A 22,095-nucleotide genomic window follows, 5' to 3' on the forward strand; every position below is an offset into this window, starting at 1 on the left:
AAAGATGCAGTATCTTCTTTGGAGGGTACTGTTTTTTTCTAACAGAAAGAGTATATTAAGATTCATAGAAACTTCTTTAACTATGTCAGGGGGAGAACTAATTCAATGAAATTTATTAAATATATTTCTCTAATATTCATTGCTGGGGGAGTTCTTTTCGTTAGCTTTGGTGTATGGGGATTAATCGATACAAATAAGCAAACAGCTCATTCATTAGAGCAGGCAAAAAGAGCTATTTCAAATCCAGTAAAAGCAGATGAATTAAGAAAAGAAGAAGGAAAGCGATTTGAACCTCCTTTTGGGGATGCTGTTGGCATTTTAGAGCTTTCTACCCTTTCAGCTGAATTACCAATTGTCGAAGGAACGGATCCGGATGATCTTAAAAAGGGAGTAGGTCATTATAAAGGAAGCTATTATCCAAATGAAAATGGCCAAATTGTTCTATCTGGACACAGAGATACCGTATTTCGTCGTACAAATGAATTGAAAATAGGTGATTCAATTAAAATAAAATTACCTTATGGACAGTTTGAATATGAAATTACTAACACGAAAATTGTTGACAGATTGGATACAAGTATTATTACTCTTCAGCATGAAAAAGAAGAGTTAATTCTCACAACCTGTTATCCTTTTAATTATGTTGGAAACGCACCTAAAAGATACATCATCTATGCGGAGAAAATGAATAAGTAATCGTTGAAAGTGCCAGAATGAAATTGCCTCAAATTTCATTCTGGACACTTTTTATTTATAGAATAAAATTTCGATAGCCATCTAAAAAAACGTTTATAGCAAAATAAATAAATAGTCCTGCTGAAATAAAAGAAAATACTTGGAGAATTTTATCACCGAATATGTTCCCCGCTTTATTAGAAATAATAGGAAGCATTAATGACCATAATATTCCTGCAATAAAAAATCCAGTGAAAAAATAAATAAGAGCTCCTTGAGAATGGTCAGATGTACTCGTTGCAATAATACTGCCTCCAACGGATGCAAACCAAAGAAGGGCAGATGGAGAAGCAACAGCAAGACCAAATCCTCTTAAAAAATATGTATGGACAGGGGAAGAAGAGATTATTTCTTTTTGCTCATCTAGACTTGTTGATTTCTTTTTAAGGGCTGTTTTAGTCATTTGGAAGGCCATATATAAAAGAATAATGGTTCCGCCAATCCAAAGAAAATATCTCACATAAACATTTTCTAACAATAATGAGATTCCGATCAAGGATAGAAATGCATATAGTATATCTCCAAAGCTTGATCCAACCCCCAGCCAAAAGGCAGGAAACAAACCTCTTGTTAAACTTGTTTGAATAATGGCTACATTGACCATTCCGATATCAAAGCATAAAGATAATGAAAGAAGAAAACCAGCGATTACAAATTCCATGGTGTCACCTCTTTATTAGTCAAATGAACATAGACTCTTCACATGACTCCCATTGTTAAGATTGAAGAATACTATAAAACTATTTTTCTTCACATATTTGATAATAGATATCAGGTCTTCTTAATTCGAGATAATGGCTAGTCTCTCTTGAGATGGCAACTTCGTTTCTATCAATTTCTGCATATATAATGCTTGCTTCATCATCCCCTTTAACAATAACATCGCCACTTGGACCAACAAGGATAGATTCTCCTGCAAAATCCATGTCCCCTTCCATTCCAACTCGATTGCACATACCGATAAATAAATTATTTTGCATGGCAGAAATGCGTAATTCCCATTCAAATTTATCTAAAGGTTCGCTTTTTGTATTTGCAGTAGGAATAATAATGAGGTCTGCATTTTGTAAAGCACATATTCGATAACTCTCAGGGAGATGTCTATCAAAACAAACGATAATTCCTATTCGGCCAATGATTGTGTCATAGACTAAGAAGCCTGTGTCAGAAGGATCATAGTATTCTTGTTCATGAAATTGAGGAGCATCTGTGATATGGACCATTTTTGAGGATCCTAAAATATGTCCTTTTTGATCAATGATAAGAGACGCATCATATTTTTTATTATTTTCTTTTAAGTAAATATTTGGTACAGCTATAATATTAAACTCTCTGCATGTTTCTTGCATTTTTTTAATCTTTTCATCCTCAATTGAAAGTAAAAAGTCTGATGTATCGACACCTCTATATTGTGGGAAGAAAGGACTAAGTTGTAATTCTGGAAAACAAATCAATTGCGCTCCATTTTTGGAAGCTTCTTCTATTAACTGTAACGACTTATTAAAGTTGCTGTCAACATTTTCATTCATTTTCATTTGGGCTAAAGCGATTTTCAATTGAAGCACCTCATCTATTTTTAGTTTGTTTGCTGGACTTTAATATGTAAGGTCATGGTAGATAAAGGAGAAAGCCCTAAATAACTTTATGAAGAATCTACTTCCGTGATATAATTGGTATGTGGCATACCACATACCATAAAAGTAATTGTAAATATCACTTCTGTCAATCATTTTATTGATTAATATAAAAGGAAACATTAAGATTATTTACACAGTGAGGTGATTAAAGCATGGAAATACCTAAAATAGATAAGCCCGATTCATATAAATTACTTGCTTATAAACAAATAAAGAAAGCAATTATCCATCATTCAATGAAGGGTGGAGAAATTATTTCTGAAAGAGATTTAAGTGCTACATTGGGCATTAGCCGAACACCAATTAGAGAAGCTACTCTACAGTTAGAGATGGAGGGCTGGTTAGAGATTCTTCCACGCAAAGGAATTTTAGTGAAAAGTATTAAGGAAAAAGATGTTGAGGAGATCATGCAGCTGCGCAAAGCATTGGAATGTTTGGTCATTGATTTGCTAATGCCTATTATTTCAGAGAAGACTATTAAAAAAATAGAAGAAATCTTTCTTCCTCAGCCCAATCAAACAGAAGAAGAAATTCTAGCTGTTAATACAGGTGGTGATATCCATCTTCACTTAGCAGAATTGACAGAAAATAAACGCTTAATTAATTGGATAAATATCCTTAGTGAACAGATTCTTTGGTTAGGTACAAAAGCAATTGTCATTCCTGGTAGGCTAGAGGAGGTTATTGCAGAGCATGCAAATATTATTCAGGCCTTTAAAAATAGAGATAAAGAAGAGGCATACAAGCGTACAATTGAGCATTTAGAAAAGACTAGAAATGCTATATTATCCAATTTTAACGATTGATTTTTAGAGTTCAGACTATAACAAAAAATAACGAAAAGAATGGTGGGAATTACGATGTTTGGCATTATTCATTTTGAGATTTTTGTCCTAACTGGCATTCTTTTAAATGTAACACCTGGAACAGACACTATGTATATTATTAGTCGAAGTGTTTCTCAAGGAAAAAGAGCGGGGATCTATTCTGTGCTTGGTGTTTCAACAGGTACCATTATACATACCCTTTTAGCTGCTTTTGGATTATCTATCATTTTAACTAAATCTGTTCTTTTATTTAATATTATTAAGATTTTGGGAGCTGTTTATTTAGCCTACTTAGGAATAAATATGCTGTTAAAGAAAACGAGCTTAAAAGAGGCTGAAACACAGAAGAATGTAAAATTAAGAAAAATTTATGTGCAGGGAATCATATCAAATGTAATGAATCCAAAGGTAGCACTTTTTTTCTTGGCATTTCTACCACAATTTATTAATACAAAGGATTCAAGTCCCATACCATTTATTATACTTGGACTTACTTTTACTTTAACCGGGACGATTTGGTGTTTACTTGTTGCTAATTTCGCTTCCTTCACAACGAAAAAACTAAGAAAGAATGCAAATACTGCCACCATTTTAAATAAATTAACTGGAATTGTATTTATCGGGATGGGACTAAAATTGTTAAAAATAAAACCTTCATAAAGTGAAACTTCATCAGTGGGGGTTTTCCGACGTACACGAAGTACTAGTGCAGACAATGCGACAGGACGTCACGCTTTTGTCTGCTCATCCCCCACTGATTGTTAGTTGAACCAATCACGCTCATACATTCCACTTCCTATGGCATTCGCCTGACTAGGACGTCCTGTCCGTCGTCGGGTTTTTTAGGCAGTTAACCCCCACTTAGGAATGTTCGTTTACACTTATTCCCTTGAGGTGGGGTCTTACTGCCCGTTAATGCGGGATAAATTTTTATCCCCTACTTTTTGTAAGTGGGGGATTTTTAGGAGAGAGAACATTAACTAAAATACGTGTGCTATTATACAAATAGTTAATTGGCAATATAAAAATATTATTCCCTTTTAATCAATCCACTCAACCACTTGTTCCATTTCTTGTCTTGTTTTTGGGCGAGGTTCTATCACACGATAGCCGAAAGCAACCATACAAGAAATGCCGAAGTTTCCTTTCAATATCCCTTCTTCTTTTAATATTTCCTCTACTTTATCTTTATCAAACCCTTCAATTGGGCAAGAATCAATTCCGATTTGAGCAGCAGATGTCATCATATTTCCTAGTGCGATATACGTTTGTCGGCAAGCCCATTCAAAGGCTACTCTGTCACTTTCTAAAACGTTAAAATCTTTTTCAAGGAATCCTTTATAAGCAGCAGTTTTCCCTTCAATGACATTTGGTGGAAGCTGTTGAATATCATGCATGAAGTTTTGAATATAATTGGAATCGTGAATCATATCTGCTTTTGTTCTTGATAAAATAATAACAAAATGACTTGCAGTTGGGAGTTGTTTTTGCGCACCCCAAGTAACAGGTAATAGTTTATTTCTTATCTCAGCATTTTGTAAAACAATAAATTTCCATGGCTCAAACCCAAATGAACTAGGAGATAATCGGCCTGTTTCAAGAATAAATTGAAATTCTTTTTCACTTATTTTTTGATTAGGATCAAACTCCTTACATGCATGGCGGTATTGATAAGCTTCTATAATTTGATTCATCAAGCATTCTTTTTCAACTGTTTTCATAAAGAAACACCATCCTTTTGCAATAATATTAGAATTTAAATCTTTGAAGTTAAATTACTGTCTAGCTTCAACGCCTATCGACTATCGTACTTCAAGCCTTTTCCCTACGATAAGTCAACATCGAATCGCTAAGCTCTCCGTGTTTCCTTTATCTCAGTCAAAGTCCCTCCAGTCCGTACGTCGATGACCAAGGCGTTTACGCTTTTCTAATTAGTATTGCTCCATTGAAGCAATTGTTGTAAGTTTATTTTATAAGCATAATACAATTATTTAAAGTACGCACATAAATGTTGTATAGTATCATTTTTTATACTAATGGAGGTGGGGAAATGAGAGATCGAAAAAGCGGTTATGGAACATGTGCAAATGGCGGTAAGTATTCTTGCCCAGTTGAAGCGACATTAGATGTAATCGGTGGGAAATGGAAGGGTGTCATTCTATTTCACTTATTAGATGGAACAAAGCGATTTAACGAATTACGGAGACTTTTACCGGGGATTACACAAAGAATGCTAACACTTCAATTACGAGAATTAGAGAATGACGGAATTGTTTATCGCGAGGTATATAAAGAGGTTCCTCCAAAAGTAGAGTACTCTTTAACTGAATTTGGCTGTACTTTAACTCCTATTATTCTAAAGATGAGAGAATGGGGAATTGAGTATTCGAAGCGAATTTCACATGTAAGAGAAAATGAGATGTAAGGGTTTAATTTGATAAAAATCACACTAATAGATAAATTCGATTTTTGAGAATCCCTCTATGAAGTTTATTTGTTAAATTTAATAGAGGGATTTATTGTTAAATTCTTATCGGATTGTTAAGCTTCTTGCTTTTCTGATTCTGTTAAACTTAACCCAAATTTCTTCAATTCAATTAATATATTCTCTAATTCTTTTCCTTTGTCCGTCAAGGTGTATTCTACTCTTGGAGGGATTTCTGGATAGACAATGCGATTAATAAGCCCACTTTTTTCAAGTTCTTTTAGACGTAAAGAAAGAGTTTTGGGACTAATCCCTTTTAATGATTTTAATAAATCGCTAAATCGTAAAGTTCCATCTATCATGAGATCTCTTAGGATAAGAAAAGTCCATTTGCTTCCAATCACATCTAAAGCTTTACCAATTGGACAATCACTGTCTGGCATACCTCGTTCAAGTTTCATTTCCTCCAATTATTCTCATCCTCCAATAAAATATTAAATAAATTCTATCGTATGAAGCTTTATTTAGCAAATTAGTTTCCTTAAAGAAAGTCACTTTAAAATTTATCACTACTTCCATAAGTATATTTACATGTTTATGATGAGGATATGAAAAATCTATTTCTTAGGAGTGATTTGAAAATGTCTTTAGAAGGAAAAAAAGTGATTATTATCGGGGGAAGCTCAGGTATTGGATTATCTGCAGCTGAACTAGCTTTACAAAAAGGAGCGGAAGTAACAATAGTAAGCAGATCTACGAAAAAGTTAGAGCAAGCAGCACAAACCTTACAAGGTAAAGTGCAAATATACTCATTAGACTTTACAAATGAAGAAGAAGTGAAAGCCTTCTTTGCTCATATAGAAAGTGTTGATCACCTAGTTGTAACAGCAGCTGTCACTTTTGGAGGATCTTTTTTACAAACCGAAACGAAAAAAGTAAGAGAACTGTTTGAAAATAAATTTTGGGGTCAGTATTATGCAGCGAAATATGGTGCAGAAAAATTAGCACAAGATGGATCCATTACCTTGTTCTCAGGTGTTGTTGCCTATAAATCAATGATTGGTTCTGCAGCATTAGGAGCTGTCAATGCTGCAATCTCAAACTTAGGCAAAACACTTGCTCTTGAGCTAGCACCGAAACGAGTAAACGTCGTATCACCTGGTATTATTGATACTCCTTCAAGAAGCAAAATGGATCCAGAAAGTAGAGAAAGCTTTTACTCCTCGATTAAAGAAAAGCTTCCAGTTAAGAAGGTTGGACAGTCTGAAGATGTTGCAAAAGGTGTCTTGTACTTAATAGAAAATGAGTTTACAACAGGTACGGTTCTCCATGTTGAAGGCGGACATATTTTAATCTAAAGGAGCGGGGGCAAATGAAGAATATTTTAATCATAAATGGACATCAAAAATACCAAAGTGCAAGAGGAATATTAAATCAAACGATTATGGATGAAATGATCCATCTATTAAGTGAAAACTATGAAATTAAAACAACCATTATTCAAGAAGGATATGAAATAGAAGAAGAAAAACAAAAATTCAAATGGGCAGATGTGGTCATATTTCAAACACCTATTTTTTGGTTTAGCGTACCGGGGCTATTAAAAACGTATATGGATGAAGTATATGCCTACGGCTTATTTTTTGAAGGTTCAAAAGAGTATGGAAGAGGCGGATTGTTTAAGGATAAGAAATATATGTTTTCTGTTACATGGAATGCTCCAGAAAATGCTTTTAATGATCCATTACAATTTTTTGAAGGTAAGAGCTTGGATGAAGTGATTTTACATTTGCATAAAATCCATGAATTCATAGGAATGAAACCTTTAAAAAGCTTTGCATGCTATGATGTCATAACAAATCCAAATATAGAGCAGTTCAAAGCGAACCTTCAACAGCATTTAAATGAATTATTTGAATTATCATAAGTAAAATATTAGCCTGGGCCTTATGAGATGACCCAGGCTTATATTTTAAGTAGAACTTTTTTTTTATTAATTCGTTTTCTTATAAGCATTACGACAAATAAAAGAAGAGGAAGAATTAGCATAAAAGTGCGATTAACAAATTTATCCCCAATAATAATTCCTAACCATATATGTGTAATCCAGTTTGGTTCTAAAAAACAAGCAGCGTAGATAATGGCTCCAACTGGAATTGCAAGCTTTCGGTAATCTTTTTTAAAAATTGACTCCAATCCCAATACAGCAGCTAAATACCATAACGTCGCTTTTATATAAAGACCTGCAAAAATAAGGAGAATAACCAAAGCATCAAAACGCTCGAATACATCTGCAATTTGAATAATTCTTACAGATGATAGCATAGGGATATTGCTTATCCTCGAATAGGTAGTTCCAAGAATGGCCAAATTGAATAACGAATGTAACATCATTAGTATCCCGCTTGTAAAATAAGCATAAATAGATGTTTTAATCATTTTTTCTTCCTCATTTAAATTTGACCAAAACATTAGAAAAAGGACCATATGACCGAAAGGAAAAAAGAATGGATCAGGGAAAGATTTTTTTACTACAAATATAAAGCCATTTTCGAGTATGGGAAGAAGATTATCAAAATGGACAATACCTGAGCAAATGTACAAGACAAATAATAACAGATGGAAAAACAGTACTCCAGGAAGAATAAACTCTCCAATTCGAAAAACAACCTCGGTTCCTTTACAAATTGCATAAAGAGACAATAAAACCATAATAATCATTACAATAGCGATCGGTGTTTGCGGCAAAAAAGTCATTAAGGTCAATTCCCCAAAATCTCGAAAGTTGCGCATAGATTCATACATAAAATAAAGGGAGTAGAGAATGACAAAAACGTATCCAAAAAAGGGCCCGAAATAGTGAAGAAACATTTGAACGAGATTTTTATCGGGCTCTTGTTTTTGAATAAACAAAAACAGCCATAAAAGAATTAGGGATGATAACATGCCAATGATGACGGCAATCCAAGCATCCTGCTTTGCCTCAATCCCTAATTCAAATAAAGTAGAGCTTCCGATTATAAATAGAATGATCATAGCAAAGAGTTGATAAACGTTTATTTTTTCCAAGTTAAATCATTCCTTCTACCTGAGATGAGTTCGTTAAAAATGATTCTATGGTGTTAAAGCATTCTTTCACTATACCTTTCAATGAATTTCCTTATTGAGGGAAAAATAATTTTTTCTAATACTTAGCTATTGGATCTTTTTTCTTAGTAAGACCTTTTCTTACAAGTATGACAAAAAATAAAAGGAGAGGCAGAATTATGATAAAAATAGGATTTACATAGTATTTATTTGCAATGATATCTCCTATCCACAAATGAGTAACCCAGTTTGGTTCTAAAAAACAAGCACCATATAAGATAATTCCGACAGGGAATGCAAGCTTACGGTAATCTTTTTTTAGAATTTGCCCTAATCCTAATACAGCAGCTAAATACCATAATGTTGCTTTTATAAAAAGGCCTGCAAAAATTAGGAGAATAACTAAAGCATCAAACCGTTCGAACACATCTGCAATTTGAATAATCCTTACAGATGATAGCAGAGCTATATTGCTTATTTTCGTATAGGTTGTTCCAAGTATAACTACATTGAATAACGAATGTAACATTATTAATATTCCACTTGTCAAATAAGCATAAAGAGATGTTTTAATCAATTTCTCTTGCTCATTTAAGTATGACCAAAACATCAGAAATATGACCATTTGTCCAAATGGAAAATATATAGGTTCAGGGTAAGTTTTTTTTACGACAGGCAATAAACCATTTTCAAGGATAGGGAGGAGGTTATCAAAATGGACAATATCTGAACAAATGTACAAGACAAACAATAACAGATGGAAAAACAGTACTCCAGGCAGAATAAATTCTCCAATGCGAAAAACGACCTCGATCCCTTTATAAATAGCATAAAGAGATAGTACGACCATGATGAGCATAACAATAGCAATTGGTGTTTGCGGCAAAAAAGTCATTAATGTTAATTCCCCAAAATCTCGAATGTTTCGCATAGATTCATACATAAAATAAAGCGAATAAAGTATAACCAAAAGGCTGCCAAAAAGGGATCCGAAATAGTGGACAAATATTTGACTGATATTTTTATCGGGCTCTTGTTTTTGAATTGATAAAAATAACAATAAAAGAACTAGTGATGCTAACATACCAATAATGACGGCAATCCAAGCATCCTGCTTGGCATCAATCCCTAATTCAAATAAAGTAGAGCTTCCGATCAAAAATAAAATGATCATGGCAAAGAGTTGATACTTATTTATTTTTTCCAAATCGAATCATTCCTTTTGTTGAGATCAATCCTTTTAGATAGCTTCTATGGTTTTGCTGTTGCTTTACTAAACGATTCTTTTATTAAACCTGTTCGATTAATTTCTACATGGATGAAAACATTCATTTTGATCCTTGAAAAGGAACAATCCCAATCCTTCTCTAGTTTTTTTTTATTTAAGGATCCTTTTTATGAAAAAGAGTCGCCAAAATCAACAAGACTTGTATTTAATTCTTTTGCTCGATTACCCCCTTTTTCTTATAAGCATGACAATACATAAAAGAAGGGGAAATATGAGCATAAAAAGACGGCTAACATAGTATTTGTTTCCAACGATATTTCCTACCCATATATGTGTAACCCAGTTTGGTTCTAAAAAACAAGCAGCGTAGATTATAACGCCAACAGGAAATGCAAGCTTTCGGTAATCTTTTTTTAAAAGTTGCTGTAGTCCAAATACAGCAGCTAAATACCATAACGTCGCTTTTATAAAAAGACCTGCAAAAATAAGAAGAATAACCAAAGCATCAAAACGCTCGACTACATCTGCAATTTGAATAATCCTTACAGATGATAGCATAGGTATGTTGCTTATCTTTGCATAGGTCGTTCCAAGAATAGCCACATTGAATAAAGAATGCAGCATAATTAATATTCCGCTTGTAAAATAAGCATAAATTGTTGTTTTGGTCATTTTCTCTTGCTCATTTAAATAGGACCAAAACATAAGAAAAAGGACCATTTGACCGAAGGGAAAAAAGAATGGATCAGGGAAAGATTTTTTTACTACAAATATAAAGCCATTCTCGAGTATAGGGAGAAGATTGTCGAAATGGACAATGCGTGAACAAATGTACAAGACAAATAATAACAGATGGAAAAAAAGCACTCCAGGAATGATAAATTCTCCAATTCGAAAAACAACTTCGATTCCTTTATAAATCGCATAAAGAGATAATAAAAGCATAATAAGCATAACAATAGAGATCGGTGTTTGCGGCAAGAATGTCATTAAGGTCAATTCCCCAAAATCCCGAAAGTTGCGCATAGATTCATACATGAAATAAAGTGAATAGAGAATGACCAAAAGGCTCCCAAAAAAGGGTCCAAAATAGTAGGTAAACATTTGAACGAGATTTTTATCGAGCTCTTTTTTTTGAATAAACAAAAATAGCGACAAAAGAATTAGGGATGATAACATTCCAATTATGACGACAATCCAAGCATCCTGCTTTGCCTCCATTCCTAATTGGAATAAAGTAGAGCTTCCGATTAAAAAGAGAATGATCATGGCAAAGAGTTGATACTTATTTATTTTCTCCAAACGAATCATTCCTTTTATTGAGATAATCGTATTAGAAATGTATCTATGGTTTTGCTGCTTTACTAAACGATTCCTTCATTAAACCTGTTCGATTAATTTCTACATGAACTGAAACATTCATTTTTATCGTTGAAAAGGAATGATCCCAATCCTTCTCTAATTTTTTCCACTTTTGAGGATGCTTTTTATGAAAAGAATCGCCAAATCCTACGAGATCTGTATTCAATTCTTTTGCTCGATTAAACCCTCTTTCAACATCTTTAATAACTTCCTTCCGAATGTTTTTTTCCATCTTTTTAAGAGTTGTTGGATTACTGAAGTCCTCTTTGCATGCTGTTTCGGTTAAAGTTCCTTTTGCGTTTATTTCTACATCCATAAAAAGTTCTCCATTTCGAATATGAGGCTTTTTCTTTGTCGAACTTTTTTCAATCGTAAAGGATGAATTCTTTTTATTTTCGTTACATGTAAAATCAATTACAGCATTGTCAACGGAATCAGTAAGGAAAGAGATGCCAATGCTGTCTTCACGATGAATCCAGTCTTTAAGCTTTCCATCCTGAAATACTCCTAGTCCATCTACCTTTAATACAGCATCGCTTTTTGTTTCTCCAATAGCTTCCAAGTTCCGCTGCTTGTTTTCATTGCCAGACACAATAACTTCAGGCAGAAATGCATTTGTTGTTGGATTAAACTGGGCAGACGCAAATTCAATAAATTTAACTGGTTTCGTAATCGAAAGGATTGTTTTCTCACCTTCGAGAATTTGTTTAATAGCATTTCCCGGTATTTTTTCAACTGGAAGAAGAATTTCCAATAGATTTCGAACATTTTCTCTAGTTAATACGATATACATTGTTTCTCTGCTTTCTACATTACGTATTAAAAAATCCATTATTTGTTTAACTCCCTTTTTAGCTGCTCTTTCACTTAAAATAAGAACGCGATTATGAGAGAGAAAGAGCTTGCGTGGGGTTTCCCTGCTTGCATTAAGGTAAGCTTCATTTATAGTGGATCCTCTTGTTGAAAAAACAGTTATCGGCGCTTGAGCACCTGCTCCACCTGTTTGGGTCGCAATCGCCCCAGGAATGACCACTTGAAACGATGTTACCCATTCGTTGTTTTTATCTATGTCTATAGCCGTTGCAATAACGATCCCGAAGCTATTCAATTCTTTCCGATTCCAGCAGCCGCTTAAAATCAAACTTATTGAAAGGACTATTATTAAAGTGATAGATCGTCTCATAGCTTCCTCTCCTTATCTTTTCAGTCTTATCGTGTCCTGAAATGAAAGGATTATCCTGAAATAGAACACCGAATTCCTTTATTCATTTCTCTTGTTCTTTGGAGGTGATGGTTGAAGCTGCTTTTTCTGACGCTGATTGTCTTGCTGTGAAAATAAGCGTGGCCGATTGGACATCGCCCACCATGGCACTCTTATAAAAATGTCCTTTAAATTAGAAGGAATCAAGGGGGATAAAGGTGCTAAATAAGGGATGCCAAAGGAACGGATGCTAAGCATATGAATTAAAATAGCAAAAAGCCCTGCGATGATGCCAAATAATCCTAAACTAGCAGCAAGGAGCATTAAACCAAATCGGATTAAACGTGCAGTAATCGAGATATTTAAAATGGGAGCTACAAAATTTGAAATGGCTGTAAAAGAGACCATTATGACCATGGCAGCTGATACAAGCCCTGCTTGTACAGCAGCTTGCCCTAATACGAGTGCTCCGACGATTGAAACTGCAGGTCCAATCGCTCTTGGCATACGAACTCCTGCTTCCCTTAGAAACTCAAATGTAAATTCCATTAGTAATGCTTCAACAAACGCCGGAAAAGGGACACCTTCTCTTTGAGCGGATAGCCCAATTAATAAGGTTGTTGGCAGCATTTCTTGATGGAAAGTGGTTATTGCTATATATATAGAAGGGAGTAGCATCGAAACAAAAAAGGCTATATATCTAAGGATACGAAGAAAAGTGGCGATATCATATCGTTGATAATAATCCTCGCTTGCTTGGAAAAAATTAAAAAAGGTGACAGGTGCAATTAATACAAATGGTGTTCCGTCAACTATGATGGCAATCTGCCCTTCCAATAGAGCCGCAGCTACTGAGTCTGGTCTTTCTGTATTCATTATAGTAGGGAAAGTAGTAGATGTTTGATCCTGAATAAACTCTTCGATATAACCACTTTCTAAAATACTATCAGTATCAATTCGATCTAATCGATCCATAATTTCCGTCACGATTTTATCATTGGCGATGCCTTTTATATACATGACTGAAACATCTGTTTGTGTCAGCTTCCCAATTTTACGATCTATTTTCCAAAGGTTTGGAGTTTTAATTTTACTTCTTAGTAGTGCAATATTGGTGCCTATATTTTCTACAAATCCTTCTTTTGGACCACGGATCACTGTTTGGGAAGAAGGCTCCTCAACGCCTCTTTCTTTACGATTAGAAGAGCTGGCCATTATTCCTTTTGTACAGCCATCAACTAAAATAACCGTGTTCCCTGAATGGATACTCGCCAATAGTGATTCCATATCATCTATCTCTTTAATACTGCCTATAGAAAGAATCTGATTTTTGATGATTTCTATTGGATCCTTTAATTCAGCATCTTTAAGGTTTACTTTTTCATGACCTAACATAATCCCTAGCAAGACATCATTATTGATTAATTGAATATCGGATATTCCGCTGATATAGATAATTGCAGCTTTTTTTTGATTAAGAGCTATTGCTTGAACTTCTCGAATGGTAATATCTGTACTATTTCCTGTCTGTTCTTTAATTTCATTGATATTTAGTTGAAGGTCGTTGTTTAACGTTTGAGAGTCTTTCTGGATAAGAGCATTATTTCCTTGATCTGTTGCTTTTTTTTTAATCGGTTTTTTAGATTTCTTTTTAAGAAACATATCTCACACCCATATCAATATTTATTTATTTTCATTATTCCTCGGACCTTTAGGAATATGCGATCATTTCTCTTTTTCCTAAGATGTAGATTAAAATATTGTATAAATATGTAAGATAATGATAATGTCAATATATGAAATGCGTGTAAATTTCAGATTAGAAAGGAAGTGAACATGTAGTGGATCAAATGGAAACGTTACGTTACGATCTCACTTATAGAGGATGATTACATATAAAAGATGTAGTGAAGTAGAAAATGATTTAGTCTATCAAGCTTTTCGAGATGGATTTTCTGACTATATGATCCAATTTAATCTGACTAAAGATCAATTCATCCAGCAGTTTTTTGGGCCGGAGGGGAATGCAACAGAACATTCTTTTATTGCGTTTCATGGAGATGATCCTGTTGGATTAATGCTTGGCGGAATTAAAAACTATGAAAATGTAAAAACGATAAGATGTGGTGCATTAGCATTAAGTCCCAGCTATCGCGGGTTAGGAATTAGCAATGAGCTTTTTATTATGCACAAAGAAGAAGCAATCAAGCATGATTGTAGACAGCTTTTTCTTGAAGTTATTGTTGGTAATGATCGAGCTATTAAATTTTATCAGAAGCTAGGTTATGAGAAGGTTTATGATATTTCTTTCTTTTCACTAAGGGATCTGTCAAAATTAAAAGATACGCCTCCTTCTAAAGAAATAACGGTCAGCAGAATTTCATTTCAAGAGTTTGAACTGGCAGTAGATCGATGGAAGTACTTTCATATCAATTGGCAGAACGACATTGATTTTATGAGAGAAATAAAAAATGATGTCTATTATGGGGCGTACGTCCAAGAAAAATTAGTAGGCTGCCTTTGCATAAACAATATAGGGAAAATCAGCTGTATCATTGTGGATCGTGATGTTCGAGGAAAAGGAGTTGCAACTCATTTACTTTATTCAGCTCATAAAGAGTTGGAATTTGTAAAAATGTCAATTGCTTTCCCGAATAATGGTCTATTAGCTGGATTTTTAAAGCATATTGGCTTTAAAAAAGATTCGATTGCGCAATACGAAATGTATTTAACATTATGAAGTAAGAAAGACTAATCTATGTTCATATAATGTCTGAACTCATACGATTAGCGTTTATATTAATTAGAAAATGAATACAATCAATATTAACTAGATTATATTGCTAGAAAGTCGAGGATCTTATGAAACATTTACTTTCGATTTGGAAAGCATTCGCACGTTTTTGGAATAGCAAGCATCTGACTCAAGTACTTTTACTAATTACACTCGTCATTATCCTTTTGAATATTCTCCTTTTTGCTTTTTTAGCTCGTAGAGTCAATGTACAATCTTTAAAAGATGGGATCAATCAATCGACCATTATCTATGATAAAGATGGAGATGTTGCCACTAGCATTAAAACCAATCGTACAGAAGGAGTTACGATTGAAGAATTACCTGACTATGTGAAAAATGCTGTTATTGCGATTGAGGATGAACGCTTTTATAAGCATCATGGTTTTGATGTGAAAGGAATTACCAGGGCTTTTATTAAAAATCTTTTTGCTGGAAGTATTACAGGGGGCGGAAGTACAATAACTCAGCAGCTGACAAAAAATGCTTTATTATCTCCGCAGCAAACCTATAAAAGAAAGATTGAAGAATTATTTCTGGCGGTTGAGATTGAAAAACATTATAAAAAAGATGAAATTTTGCAAATGTATTTAAATCAAGTTTATTTCGGCAGTGGTGCTTGGGGAATCGATGAAGCTTCAAAAAAATATTTTAATAAAGATATTGAGAATGTTACGGTGAGCGAAGCTGCTTTAATGGCAGGTCTATTGCAGGCTCCCTCTGCTCTGAATCCTTTCAATCACTACGATCGAGCAATTCAAAGAAGAAATATTGTGTTAAGTAAAATGAAAGAAGAAGGATTTATTTCAGCTTCTGAATATGAGAAAGCGAAAAAAGAGAACATCGTCCTTAAAGATGGTGGAGGTAACTTTATTGATCGTAAATATCCATATTATGTAGATGCAGTCATTGATGAGGCAATTAACAAATACGGACTTACTCAAGAAGAAATCCTAACAAGAGGATATAGTATTTATACGGAAATGGATCAAAACATTCAAACATCAGTTGAAAATCTATATAAACAAAATTACCTATTCCCGAGAAGTAAGGATAAGGTTCTTATTCAAAGTGGAGCTGTTTTATTAGATCCAAGCACAGGCGGGGTTAGAGGTCTCGTTGGCGGAAGGGGAAAAACTGTTTTTCGAGGGTTTAATCGAGCGACTCATTTGAAAGCTCAGCCAGGATCAACGATGAAGCCTCTTGCTGTTTATACACCAGCTCTTGAGGAAGGCTACACCTATTCTTCTACTCTAAAGGATGAAAAAATTCAATATGGAAGCTACACGCCAGAAAATTTTTCGAAAACATATAAAGGCGAGGTTCCAATGTATGAGGCTATTGAGGACTCGCTTAATGCACCAGCAGTATGGCTATTGAATGAGATTGGATTAGAAAAGGGATTAGACTCGCTAAGAAGATATGGAATTCCTTTGGATAAAGAAGATGAATATTTAGGAGTGGCATTAGGCGGGATGCATAAAGGGATATCACCTCTCCAACTGGCAGAAGCATATACAACCTTTCCGAATGGAGGAAAGCGAAGTGAAGGTCACTTAATCACTAAAATCGTGGGTCCAACAGGAGATGTGCTGGTTGACTATAAGCCAAAAACAACTAAGGTTACTTCGAAAGCTGTTGCAGATGAGATGACCTCCATGTTGTTAAATGTCGTTGAAACTGGAACGGGGAAAGGCACACAGCTCCTTGATGTACCACTAGCCGGGAAATCAGGATCAACTCAGCTGCCCTATGCTAATATAAATGGAACGAAGGATCAATGGTTTGTGGGATATACACCAAATTTAGTTGGAGCGGTATGGCTTGGCTATGATCAAACAGATCAAACACATTATTTAAGCAGCAGAAGCTCAGAAAACGTAATACCGATTTTTAAAGCAGTGATGAAAAAATCTACATCTTTTGTAGAACCTGCTTCATTTGATGTTCAATCTGTGAATGATGTTCTAGCAGGTAAGGAAAAAAAAGAAATAACGGAGGAAGCGATTGAACAAAGAGCGAAGGAAATAAAAAAGGAGTTTCAGGAAAAAAGCGACCAATGGAAACAAACCATTGATGAATCTACGAAGGAAGGTCAATCCATCGGACAAAAATTAAAAGAAAAGATAAAAGAGATATTTAACCAATAAGGAAATAAGAAAAGCGCAAGGCGCCCGCCTATCGGAGAAAGCACAAGACGAATCACACAGAAAATCCTGATTTTTGGAGTGATTTGGCTAGACTTTCGCCGATGGCGCCTGGCCGATTAAGTACGCCACGTCCTGTGGCAACATCGGCACTAGTACGTCCTGTACGTCGGAGCTAGACACCAGTCGGACTTCAGAAACTTATACTATCTTATCCTTTGAAAAAAGAGTGTAAATGTCAGTCATTTCACTCTTTTTTTAATACAAATATCTACATAATGCTTGTATATCCTATATGGTCTCTGTGATAATAGAATAGATCATAAAAATGATATTCATAGTGATAGAGGTTAAATTGTGACAAAAGTCACCATACATAGACTGAGTGAAAATAAAGATAAACTATTTTATCCTAGTTTTTTACCAACAAATAATATGAACATCATACTCTCTTTATGTAATAGGCATAAGAAAATGTCGATTTTTTTATGTTTTTTTGGTGTGAAAGCATTCATTTAATTACCAATTTTTAACTTGCGAATTTTGTCACAATTTATTGTTTACATTTATGTTATTATCATGTAGGTAGTGTTTACATTTCTTAATAGCTAACAATCTATTAATATTGTGTCATTTTTATGAACTAAACTGTATATCCAAGTTTTAACGTGTGAATAATTACACAAATTTTTTTACCGAAAGGAGCAAATGATATGAAGTCGACAAAGGGCTTTATCGTTTCACTTATGGCAATCATTCTTATTATGATTTTAAGCGGATGTGAAATGGTTGTATTTCAGCCACAGGGACCTGCTGCAAGAAGCATTTTAGATTTAATCAACTGGTCATTGATCTTTATGCTGATTATTGTCGTTGTTGTATTTGGTTTATTCGGTTATATCGTTTGGAAATACCGAGCAAAACCAGAAAATAAAGATTATGAACCACCTGAGGAACATGGAAATATGGTTTTAGAAGTGATCTGGACTGCGATTCCAATCCTGATTGTTATAGCTCTAACCATTCCTACTGTGAAAACTCTTTATGATTTAGAGAAGGTTCCAAAAGGTTATGAAGATAAGGAGCCACTAGTTATTCATGTTACATCAGCGGATTGGAAATGGATCTTTAGCTATCCTGAGGAAGGGATTGAAACAGTTAACTATGTGAATATTCCTGAAGATCGACCTGTACAATTTAAGCTAACTTCTGCTGGAACGATGCAGTCATTTTGGGTTCCTGCTTTAGCTGGACAAAAATATACAATGAATCAATCACAAACGGAGCTTTATGTTGTCGCTGACCATGAAGGTTCTTATGTGGGGAAAAATACAAACTTTAATGGCCGCGGTTATGCCGGAATGGAATTCGAAGTCGAATCTCAAAATCCAGAGGATTTTGATAAATGGGTACAAGAGGTAAAAGACAAAGCACCGAAGCTGACAGAAGAAAAGTATAAAGAAATTCTTGAACCAACTCACTTAGGGCGCTTATCTTACTCAAATACTCACCTAGAATGGATTGACCATGCTGATCACAATTCTGAACTTTACTTAAATCCTAAAATGTACAAAACACATGGTTATCAAGGGAAAATATTTGACGAAGAAGATCAAAATATGAATCATGATGAAATGAATCATGAGAATATGGATCAAAAAGACTCACATGGGGGTGAACATGATGGGCACTAATGAGTTCTTAAAAGAATTTTTTATGCTTAATGGAGATCCATTAATTATTGGATCGCAAATTGCCATTGCGCTAACTACAATTGCTCTTTTTGGTGGAATCACTTATTTTAAAAAGTGGAACTATTTATGGAAAGAATGGTTAACGACTGTTGATCATAAACGAATTGGAATTATGTACATTCTAGCTGGAGTACTTATGTTCTTCCGTGGTGGAATGGATGGCTTGCTTATGAAAGCACAAACAGCAAGGCCTGAAATGAAGTTTCTCGATGCACAGCACTATAATGAGATTTTTACTACTCACGGTGTTGTTATGATTCTTTTTATGGCTATGCCATTATTAATCGGGCTCATGAACGTTGTTGTTCCTCTTCAAATTGGAGCAAGAGACGTAGCATTTCCTCAATTAAATGCATTAAGCTTTTGGTTGTTTTTCAGTGGAGCTATGTTATTTAATATTTCCTTCGTTATCGGAGGATCACCTGACGCAGGATGGACAGCTTATTTTCCACTAGCTGGTAAAGAGTTTAGTCCGGGGATCGGTAATAATTATTATGCGATTGCGATTCAAATTGCCGGGATTGGGACATTGATGACTGGGATTAACTTCATTGTGACGATCCTAAAAATGAGAGCAAAAGGCATGACATTGATGAGAATGCCAATGTTCACTTGGACGATTTTAATTACGGCAATTATCATTGTAGCAGCATTTCCAATCATTACAGTTGCTTTAGCATTAATGACATTTGACCGTATGTTTGGCACGCACTTCTTTACCTTATCAGGCGACGGACTAGATATGCTATGGGCTAATCTATTCTGGTTATGGGGGCATCCAGAGGTTTACATTGTTGTCCTTCCAGCGTTTGGTATGTTCTCAGAAGTCATTTCAACTTTTTCGAAAAAAACCCTTTATGGCTATTCATCCATGATCGCTTCGATTGTTGGAATTGCATTTTTAAGTATGATTGTTTGGGTTCACCATTTCTTTACAATGGGGACAGGACCGGCTGTTAACTCAGTGTTCTCTATTACAACGATGCTAATTGCAGTGCCAACAGGGGTTAAAATATTTAACTGGCTCTTTACGATGAGAAAAGGGCGCATTGAGTTTACAACCGCTATGTTATGGTCATTAGCTTTTGTTCCTTGCTTTATCATTGGTGGGGTAACAGGGGTTATGCTTGCGATGGCAGCAGCAGATTTTCAATATCATAATACGTTGTTCTTGGTAGCACATTTCCATTATGTACTAATTCCAGGGGTTGTATTTGCGGTATTTGCTGGCTTGTATTATTGGTGGCCAAAAATGTTCGGTCATATGTTGAATGAAAAACTAGGAAAATGGCATTTCTGGTTATTCACGATCGGATTTAATGTTACGTTCTTCCCAATGTTCTTCTTAGGATTAAAAGGAGCGGTAAGACGTGCGTACACATTCTCAGCTGAATCAGGATTTTCAAGCCTGTTCTTACTTTCCGCTATTGGATCAGTCATTTTAGCTGCTGGCTTTGCCGTGTTCTGTTATAACATTTACTGGAGTGCACGTTATGCAGATCGAAACATTTCTCATGATCCATGGGATGCAAGAACGCTTGAATGGTATACAGCATCACCAGTTCAGCATTATAACTTTGCCAAAGTACCAGAAATTAAATCATTAGACGCTTTCTGGCACATGAAGAAAAATAAAGAAAGCTTGAAGCTAAAAGATAGTGAAATTGAAGAAATTCATATGCCAAGCAATTCAGGTGTACCATTCTTTATGTGTGTGATGTTTGGAATTGTTGGTTTCTTCCTTGTATTTGAGTGGTTTATCCCAGCTGCAATTGCGACACTCGGAATTGTTGCAGGATTAGTAATTCGTTCCTTTGATTATAATGAGGGCTATCATGTTAAGGTAGACGAGATTAAGGAAACGGAACGTGCATGGAGAGGTGAAGAATAATGGCAGGAAAAGTCGATACATCTTTACCATTAGAATATCAAACGGAACAAGACAGAATGACGATCTTAGGATTCTGGATTTTCTTAGGAGCAGAAATCGTTTTATTCTCTACATTGTTCGGGGTACATGGAGTATTAAAGAACGGTTTTGCGGGAGGACCAACTCCTGATGATATTTTCGTATTAAAAGATGTACTAATTGAAACGTTGCTACTATTGGTAAGTAGCTTTACTTGCGGTCTAGCAATCTTTGAAATGAGACGCCATAATTTAAAAGGATTACTTACTTGGCTTGTCATTACATTATTGCTAGGTGCTGGGTTTATTTTCATGGAAGTAAGTGAGTTTATTCATTATGTTCATGAAGGTGCAACAATGCAAAGAAGTGCCTTCTTATCTAGCTTTTTCGTGCTATTAGGTACGCATGGAGCACACGTTAGCTTGGGGATTGGCTGGGCTATTTTGATTATTATTCAATTAGTCAAAAGAGGATTAACGCCAACGACAGCTCGTAAAACCTTTATCATTGGTTTGTATTGGCATTTCCTTGATGTTGTTTGGATTTTTATCTTTACATTCGTTTATTTAGCAAGGATGGTGTGATCGCATGGCAAATAATAATCATAAATCTCCGATCAGTCACATCGTTGGTTTTCTGCTGTCGTTAATTTTAACTTTTGGAGCAATAGTAGTAGCGTTAAAAACTTCATTGCCAAAAACAGCAATTATTTGGATAATTGGAACATTAGCTGTAATTCAAGCAGGTCTTCAATTATTTATGTTTATGCATATGAATGAAGGGAAAGATGGAAAGGTTCAAACCATCAATATTATTTATGCCTTCATTTGTGCCTTTATTATTGTAGCAGGTTCTATTTGGGTAATGGCTTCAGGACATAGCCACTACAATATGAAAATGTAATGATATTTAATATGTAATAGTTATCATTACTAAAGAATTTAAATAACCATCGTTATCTGATACTTCCCCTCTTGTATAGACAGTAG

21 protein-coding genes are annotated in these 22,095 nt (G+C 34.8%); 12 read left to right on the forward strand and 9 right to left on the reverse strand.

The genetic code is table 11. The annotated features are described in order from the left end of the window. The first annotated feature begins 105 nt into the window (after window positions 1–105). Entirely contained in the window at window positions 106–696 is a 591-nt protein-coding gene (locus FDO66_RS13630; protein WP_141433215.1) for a class D sortase, read from the forward strand. Between the two features lie 55 nt (window positions 697–751). Here FDO66_RS13630 and FDO66_RS13635 read toward each other — a convergent pair whose 3' ends face one another. Continuing rightward, the gene (locus FDO66_RS13635; protein ID WP_141433216.1) at window positions 752–1,396 is read right to left on the reverse strand and encodes a LysE family translocator; all 645 of its coding nucleotides are present in this window, start codon (window positions 1,394–1,396) and stop codon (window positions 752–754) included. A 79-nt stretch (window positions 1,397–1,475) separates the two neighbouring features. Then, window positions 1,476–2,291 (reverse strand): carbon-nitrogen hydrolase family protein, encoded by an 816-nt coding sequence (locus FDO66_RS13640; RefSeq protein WP_141433217.1) that lies wholly within the window; start codon window positions 2,289–2,291, stop codon window positions 1,476–1,478. 233 nt (window positions 2,292–2,524) lie between these two features. On the opposite strand from FDO66_RS13640, the gene FDO66_RS13645 reads away from it, so the two are divergent. Together FDO66_RS13645 and FDO66_RS13650 are read left to right on the forward strand one after the other, a co-directional pair. Further along, window positions 2,525–3,178, forward strand: coding sequence for a GntR family transcriptional regulator (locus tag FDO66_RS13645; RefSeq protein WP_141433218.1), 654 nt, complete (start codon window positions 2,525–2,527; stop codon window positions 3,176–3,178). Between the two features lie 54 nt (window positions 3,179–3,232). Beyond that, complete coding sequence (locus FDO66_RS13650; protein WP_141433219.1) at window positions 3,233–3,859, forward strand: LysE family translocator; 627 nt, start codon at window positions 3,233–3,235, stop codon at window positions 3,857–3,859. Between the two features lie 380 nt (window positions 3,860–4,239). Here FDO66_RS13650 and FDO66_RS13655 read toward each other — a convergent pair whose 3' ends face one another. After that, window positions 4,240–4,920: an NAD(P)H-dependent oxidoreductase gene (locus tag FDO66_RS13655; RefSeq protein WP_258535731.1), complete on the reverse strand. Its 681-nt coding sequence runs from the start codon at window positions 4,918–4,920 to the stop codon at window positions 4,240–4,242. A gap of 329 nt (window positions 4,921–5,249) precedes the next feature. Here FDO66_RS13655 and FDO66_RS13660 point away from each other — a divergent pair, with 329 nt between their 5' ends. Continuing rightward, the gene (locus tag FDO66_RS13660; protein WP_141433220.1) at window positions 5,250–5,624 is read left to right on the forward strand and encodes a winged helix-turn-helix transcriptional regulator; all 375 of its coding nucleotides are present in this window, start codon (window positions 5,250–5,252) and stop codon (window positions 5,622–5,624) included. Window positions 5,625–5,740: 116 nt separating this feature from the next. Here the strand turns inward: FDO66_RS13660 and FDO66_RS13665 are convergent, their stop codons facing one another. Beyond that, entirely contained in the window at window positions 5,741–6,085 is a 345-nt protein-coding gene (locus FDO66_RS13665) for a winged helix-turn-helix transcriptional regulator (protein WP_181444582.1), read from the reverse strand. Window positions 6,086–6,265: 180 nt separating this feature from the next. Between FDO66_RS13665 and FDO66_RS13670 the strand changes: the two genes are divergently transcribed. Both FDO66_RS13670 and FDO66_RS13675 read left to right on the forward strand, forming a co-directional pair. Next, complete coding sequence (locus tag FDO66_RS13670) at window positions 6,266–6,982, forward strand: SDR family oxidoreductase (protein WP_141433222.1); 717 nt, start codon at window positions 6,266–6,268, stop codon at window positions 6,980–6,982. 14 nt (window positions 6,983–6,996) lie between these two features. Further along, window positions 6,997–7,551: an NAD(P)H-dependent oxidoreductase gene (locus FDO66_RS13675; protein WP_141433223.1), complete on the forward strand. Its 555-nt coding sequence runs from the start codon at window positions 6,997–6,999 to the stop codon at window positions 7,549–7,551. 38 nt (window positions 7,552–7,589) lie between these two features. On the opposite strand, the gene FDO66_RS13680 is transcribed toward FDO66_RS13675, so the two are convergent. The 5 genes from FDO66_RS13680 to FDO66_RS13700 all read right to left on the reverse strand — a co-directional run bounded on the left by FDO66_RS13680 (window position 7,590) and on the right by FDO66_RS13700 (window position 14,164). Further along, window positions 7,590–8,693, reverse strand: coding sequence for a GerAB/ArcD/ProY family transporter (locus FDO66_RS13680; protein WP_141433224.1), 1,104 nt, complete (start codon window positions 8,691–8,693; stop codon window positions 7,590–7,592). A gap of 115 nt (window positions 8,694–8,808) precedes the next feature. Beyond that, a complete protein-coding gene (locus tag FDO66_RS13685) occupies window positions 8,809–9,918 on the reverse strand; it encodes a GerAB/ArcD/ProY family transporter (protein WP_141433225.1) in 1,110 nt (369 codons plus the stop codon). A 243-nt stretch (window positions 9,919–10,161) separates the two neighbouring features. Continuing rightward, window positions 10,162–11,241, reverse strand: a complete 1,080-nt coding sequence (locus tag FDO66_RS13690) for a GerAB/ArcD/ProY family transporter (protein ID WP_141433226.1) — start codon at window positions 11,239–11,241, stop codon at window positions 10,162–10,164. Between the two features lie 43 nt (window positions 11,242–11,284). Beyond that, on the reverse strand, window positions 11,285–12,484 hold the full coding sequence (locus tag FDO66_RS13695) for a Ger(x)C family spore germination protein (protein ID WP_141433227.1): 1,200 nt from the start codon (window positions 12,482–12,484) through the stop codon (window positions 11,285–11,287). A gap of 78 nt (window positions 12,485–12,562) precedes the next feature. Then, entirely contained in the window at window positions 12,563–14,164 is a 1,602-nt protein-coding gene (locus tag FDO66_RS13700) for a spore germination protein (RefSeq protein ID WP_141433228.1), read from the reverse strand. Window positions 14,165–14,387: 223 nt separating this feature from the next. Here FDO66_RS13700 and FDO66_RS13705 point away from each other — a divergent pair, with 223 nt between their 5' ends. From FDO66_RS13705 to qoxD, 6 genes are all read left to right on the forward strand, one after another. Then, a complete protein-coding gene (locus FDO66_RS13705) occupies window positions 14,388–15,242 on the forward strand; it encodes a GNAT family N-acetyltransferase (protein ID WP_141433229.1) in 855 nt (284 codons plus the stop codon). 122 nt (window positions 15,243–15,364) lie between these two features. Next, the gene (locus FDO66_RS13710) at window positions 15,365–17,446 is read left to right on the forward strand and encodes a transglycosylase domain-containing protein (protein WP_141433230.1); all 2,082 of its coding nucleotides are present in this window, start codon (window positions 15,365–15,367) and stop codon (window positions 17,444–17,446) included. Between the two features lie 710 nt (window positions 17,447–18,156). Further along, window positions 18,157–19,137: a cytochrome aa3 quinol oxidase subunit II gene (gene qoxA, locus FDO66_RS13715; protein WP_141433231.1), complete on the forward strand. Its 981-nt coding sequence runs from the start codon at window positions 18,157–18,159 to the stop codon at window positions 19,135–19,137. Further along, window positions 19,124–21,088, forward strand: coding sequence for a cytochrome aa3 quinol oxidase subunit I (gene qoxB / locus FDO66_RS13720; RefSeq protein ID WP_258535732.1), 1,965 nt, complete (start codon window positions 19,124–19,126; stop codon window positions 21,086–21,088). The genes qoxA and qoxB overlap by 14 nt, the downstream gene beginning before the upstream one ends. Beyond that, window positions 21,088–21,690 (forward strand): cytochrome aa3 quinol oxidase subunit III, encoded by a 603-nt coding sequence (gene qoxC, locus FDO66_RS13725; protein ID WP_141433232.1) that lies wholly within the window; start codon window positions 21,088–21,090, stop codon window positions 21,688–21,690. The genes qoxB and qoxC overlap by 1 nt, the downstream gene beginning before the upstream one ends. Before the next feature lie 4 nt (window positions 21,691–21,694). Further along, window positions 21,695–22,009, forward strand: a complete 315-nt coding sequence (gene qoxD / locus FDO66_RS13730) for a cytochrome aa3 quinol oxidase subunit IV (protein WP_141433233.1) — start codon at window positions 21,695–21,697, stop codon at window positions 22,007–22,009. Window positions 22,010–22,095 lie beyond the last annotated feature (86 nt).

Source organism: Bacillus sp. 03113 (assembly GCF_006546985.1).
GTDB lineage: Bacteria > Bacillota > Bacilli > Bacillales > Cytobacillaceae > VATK01.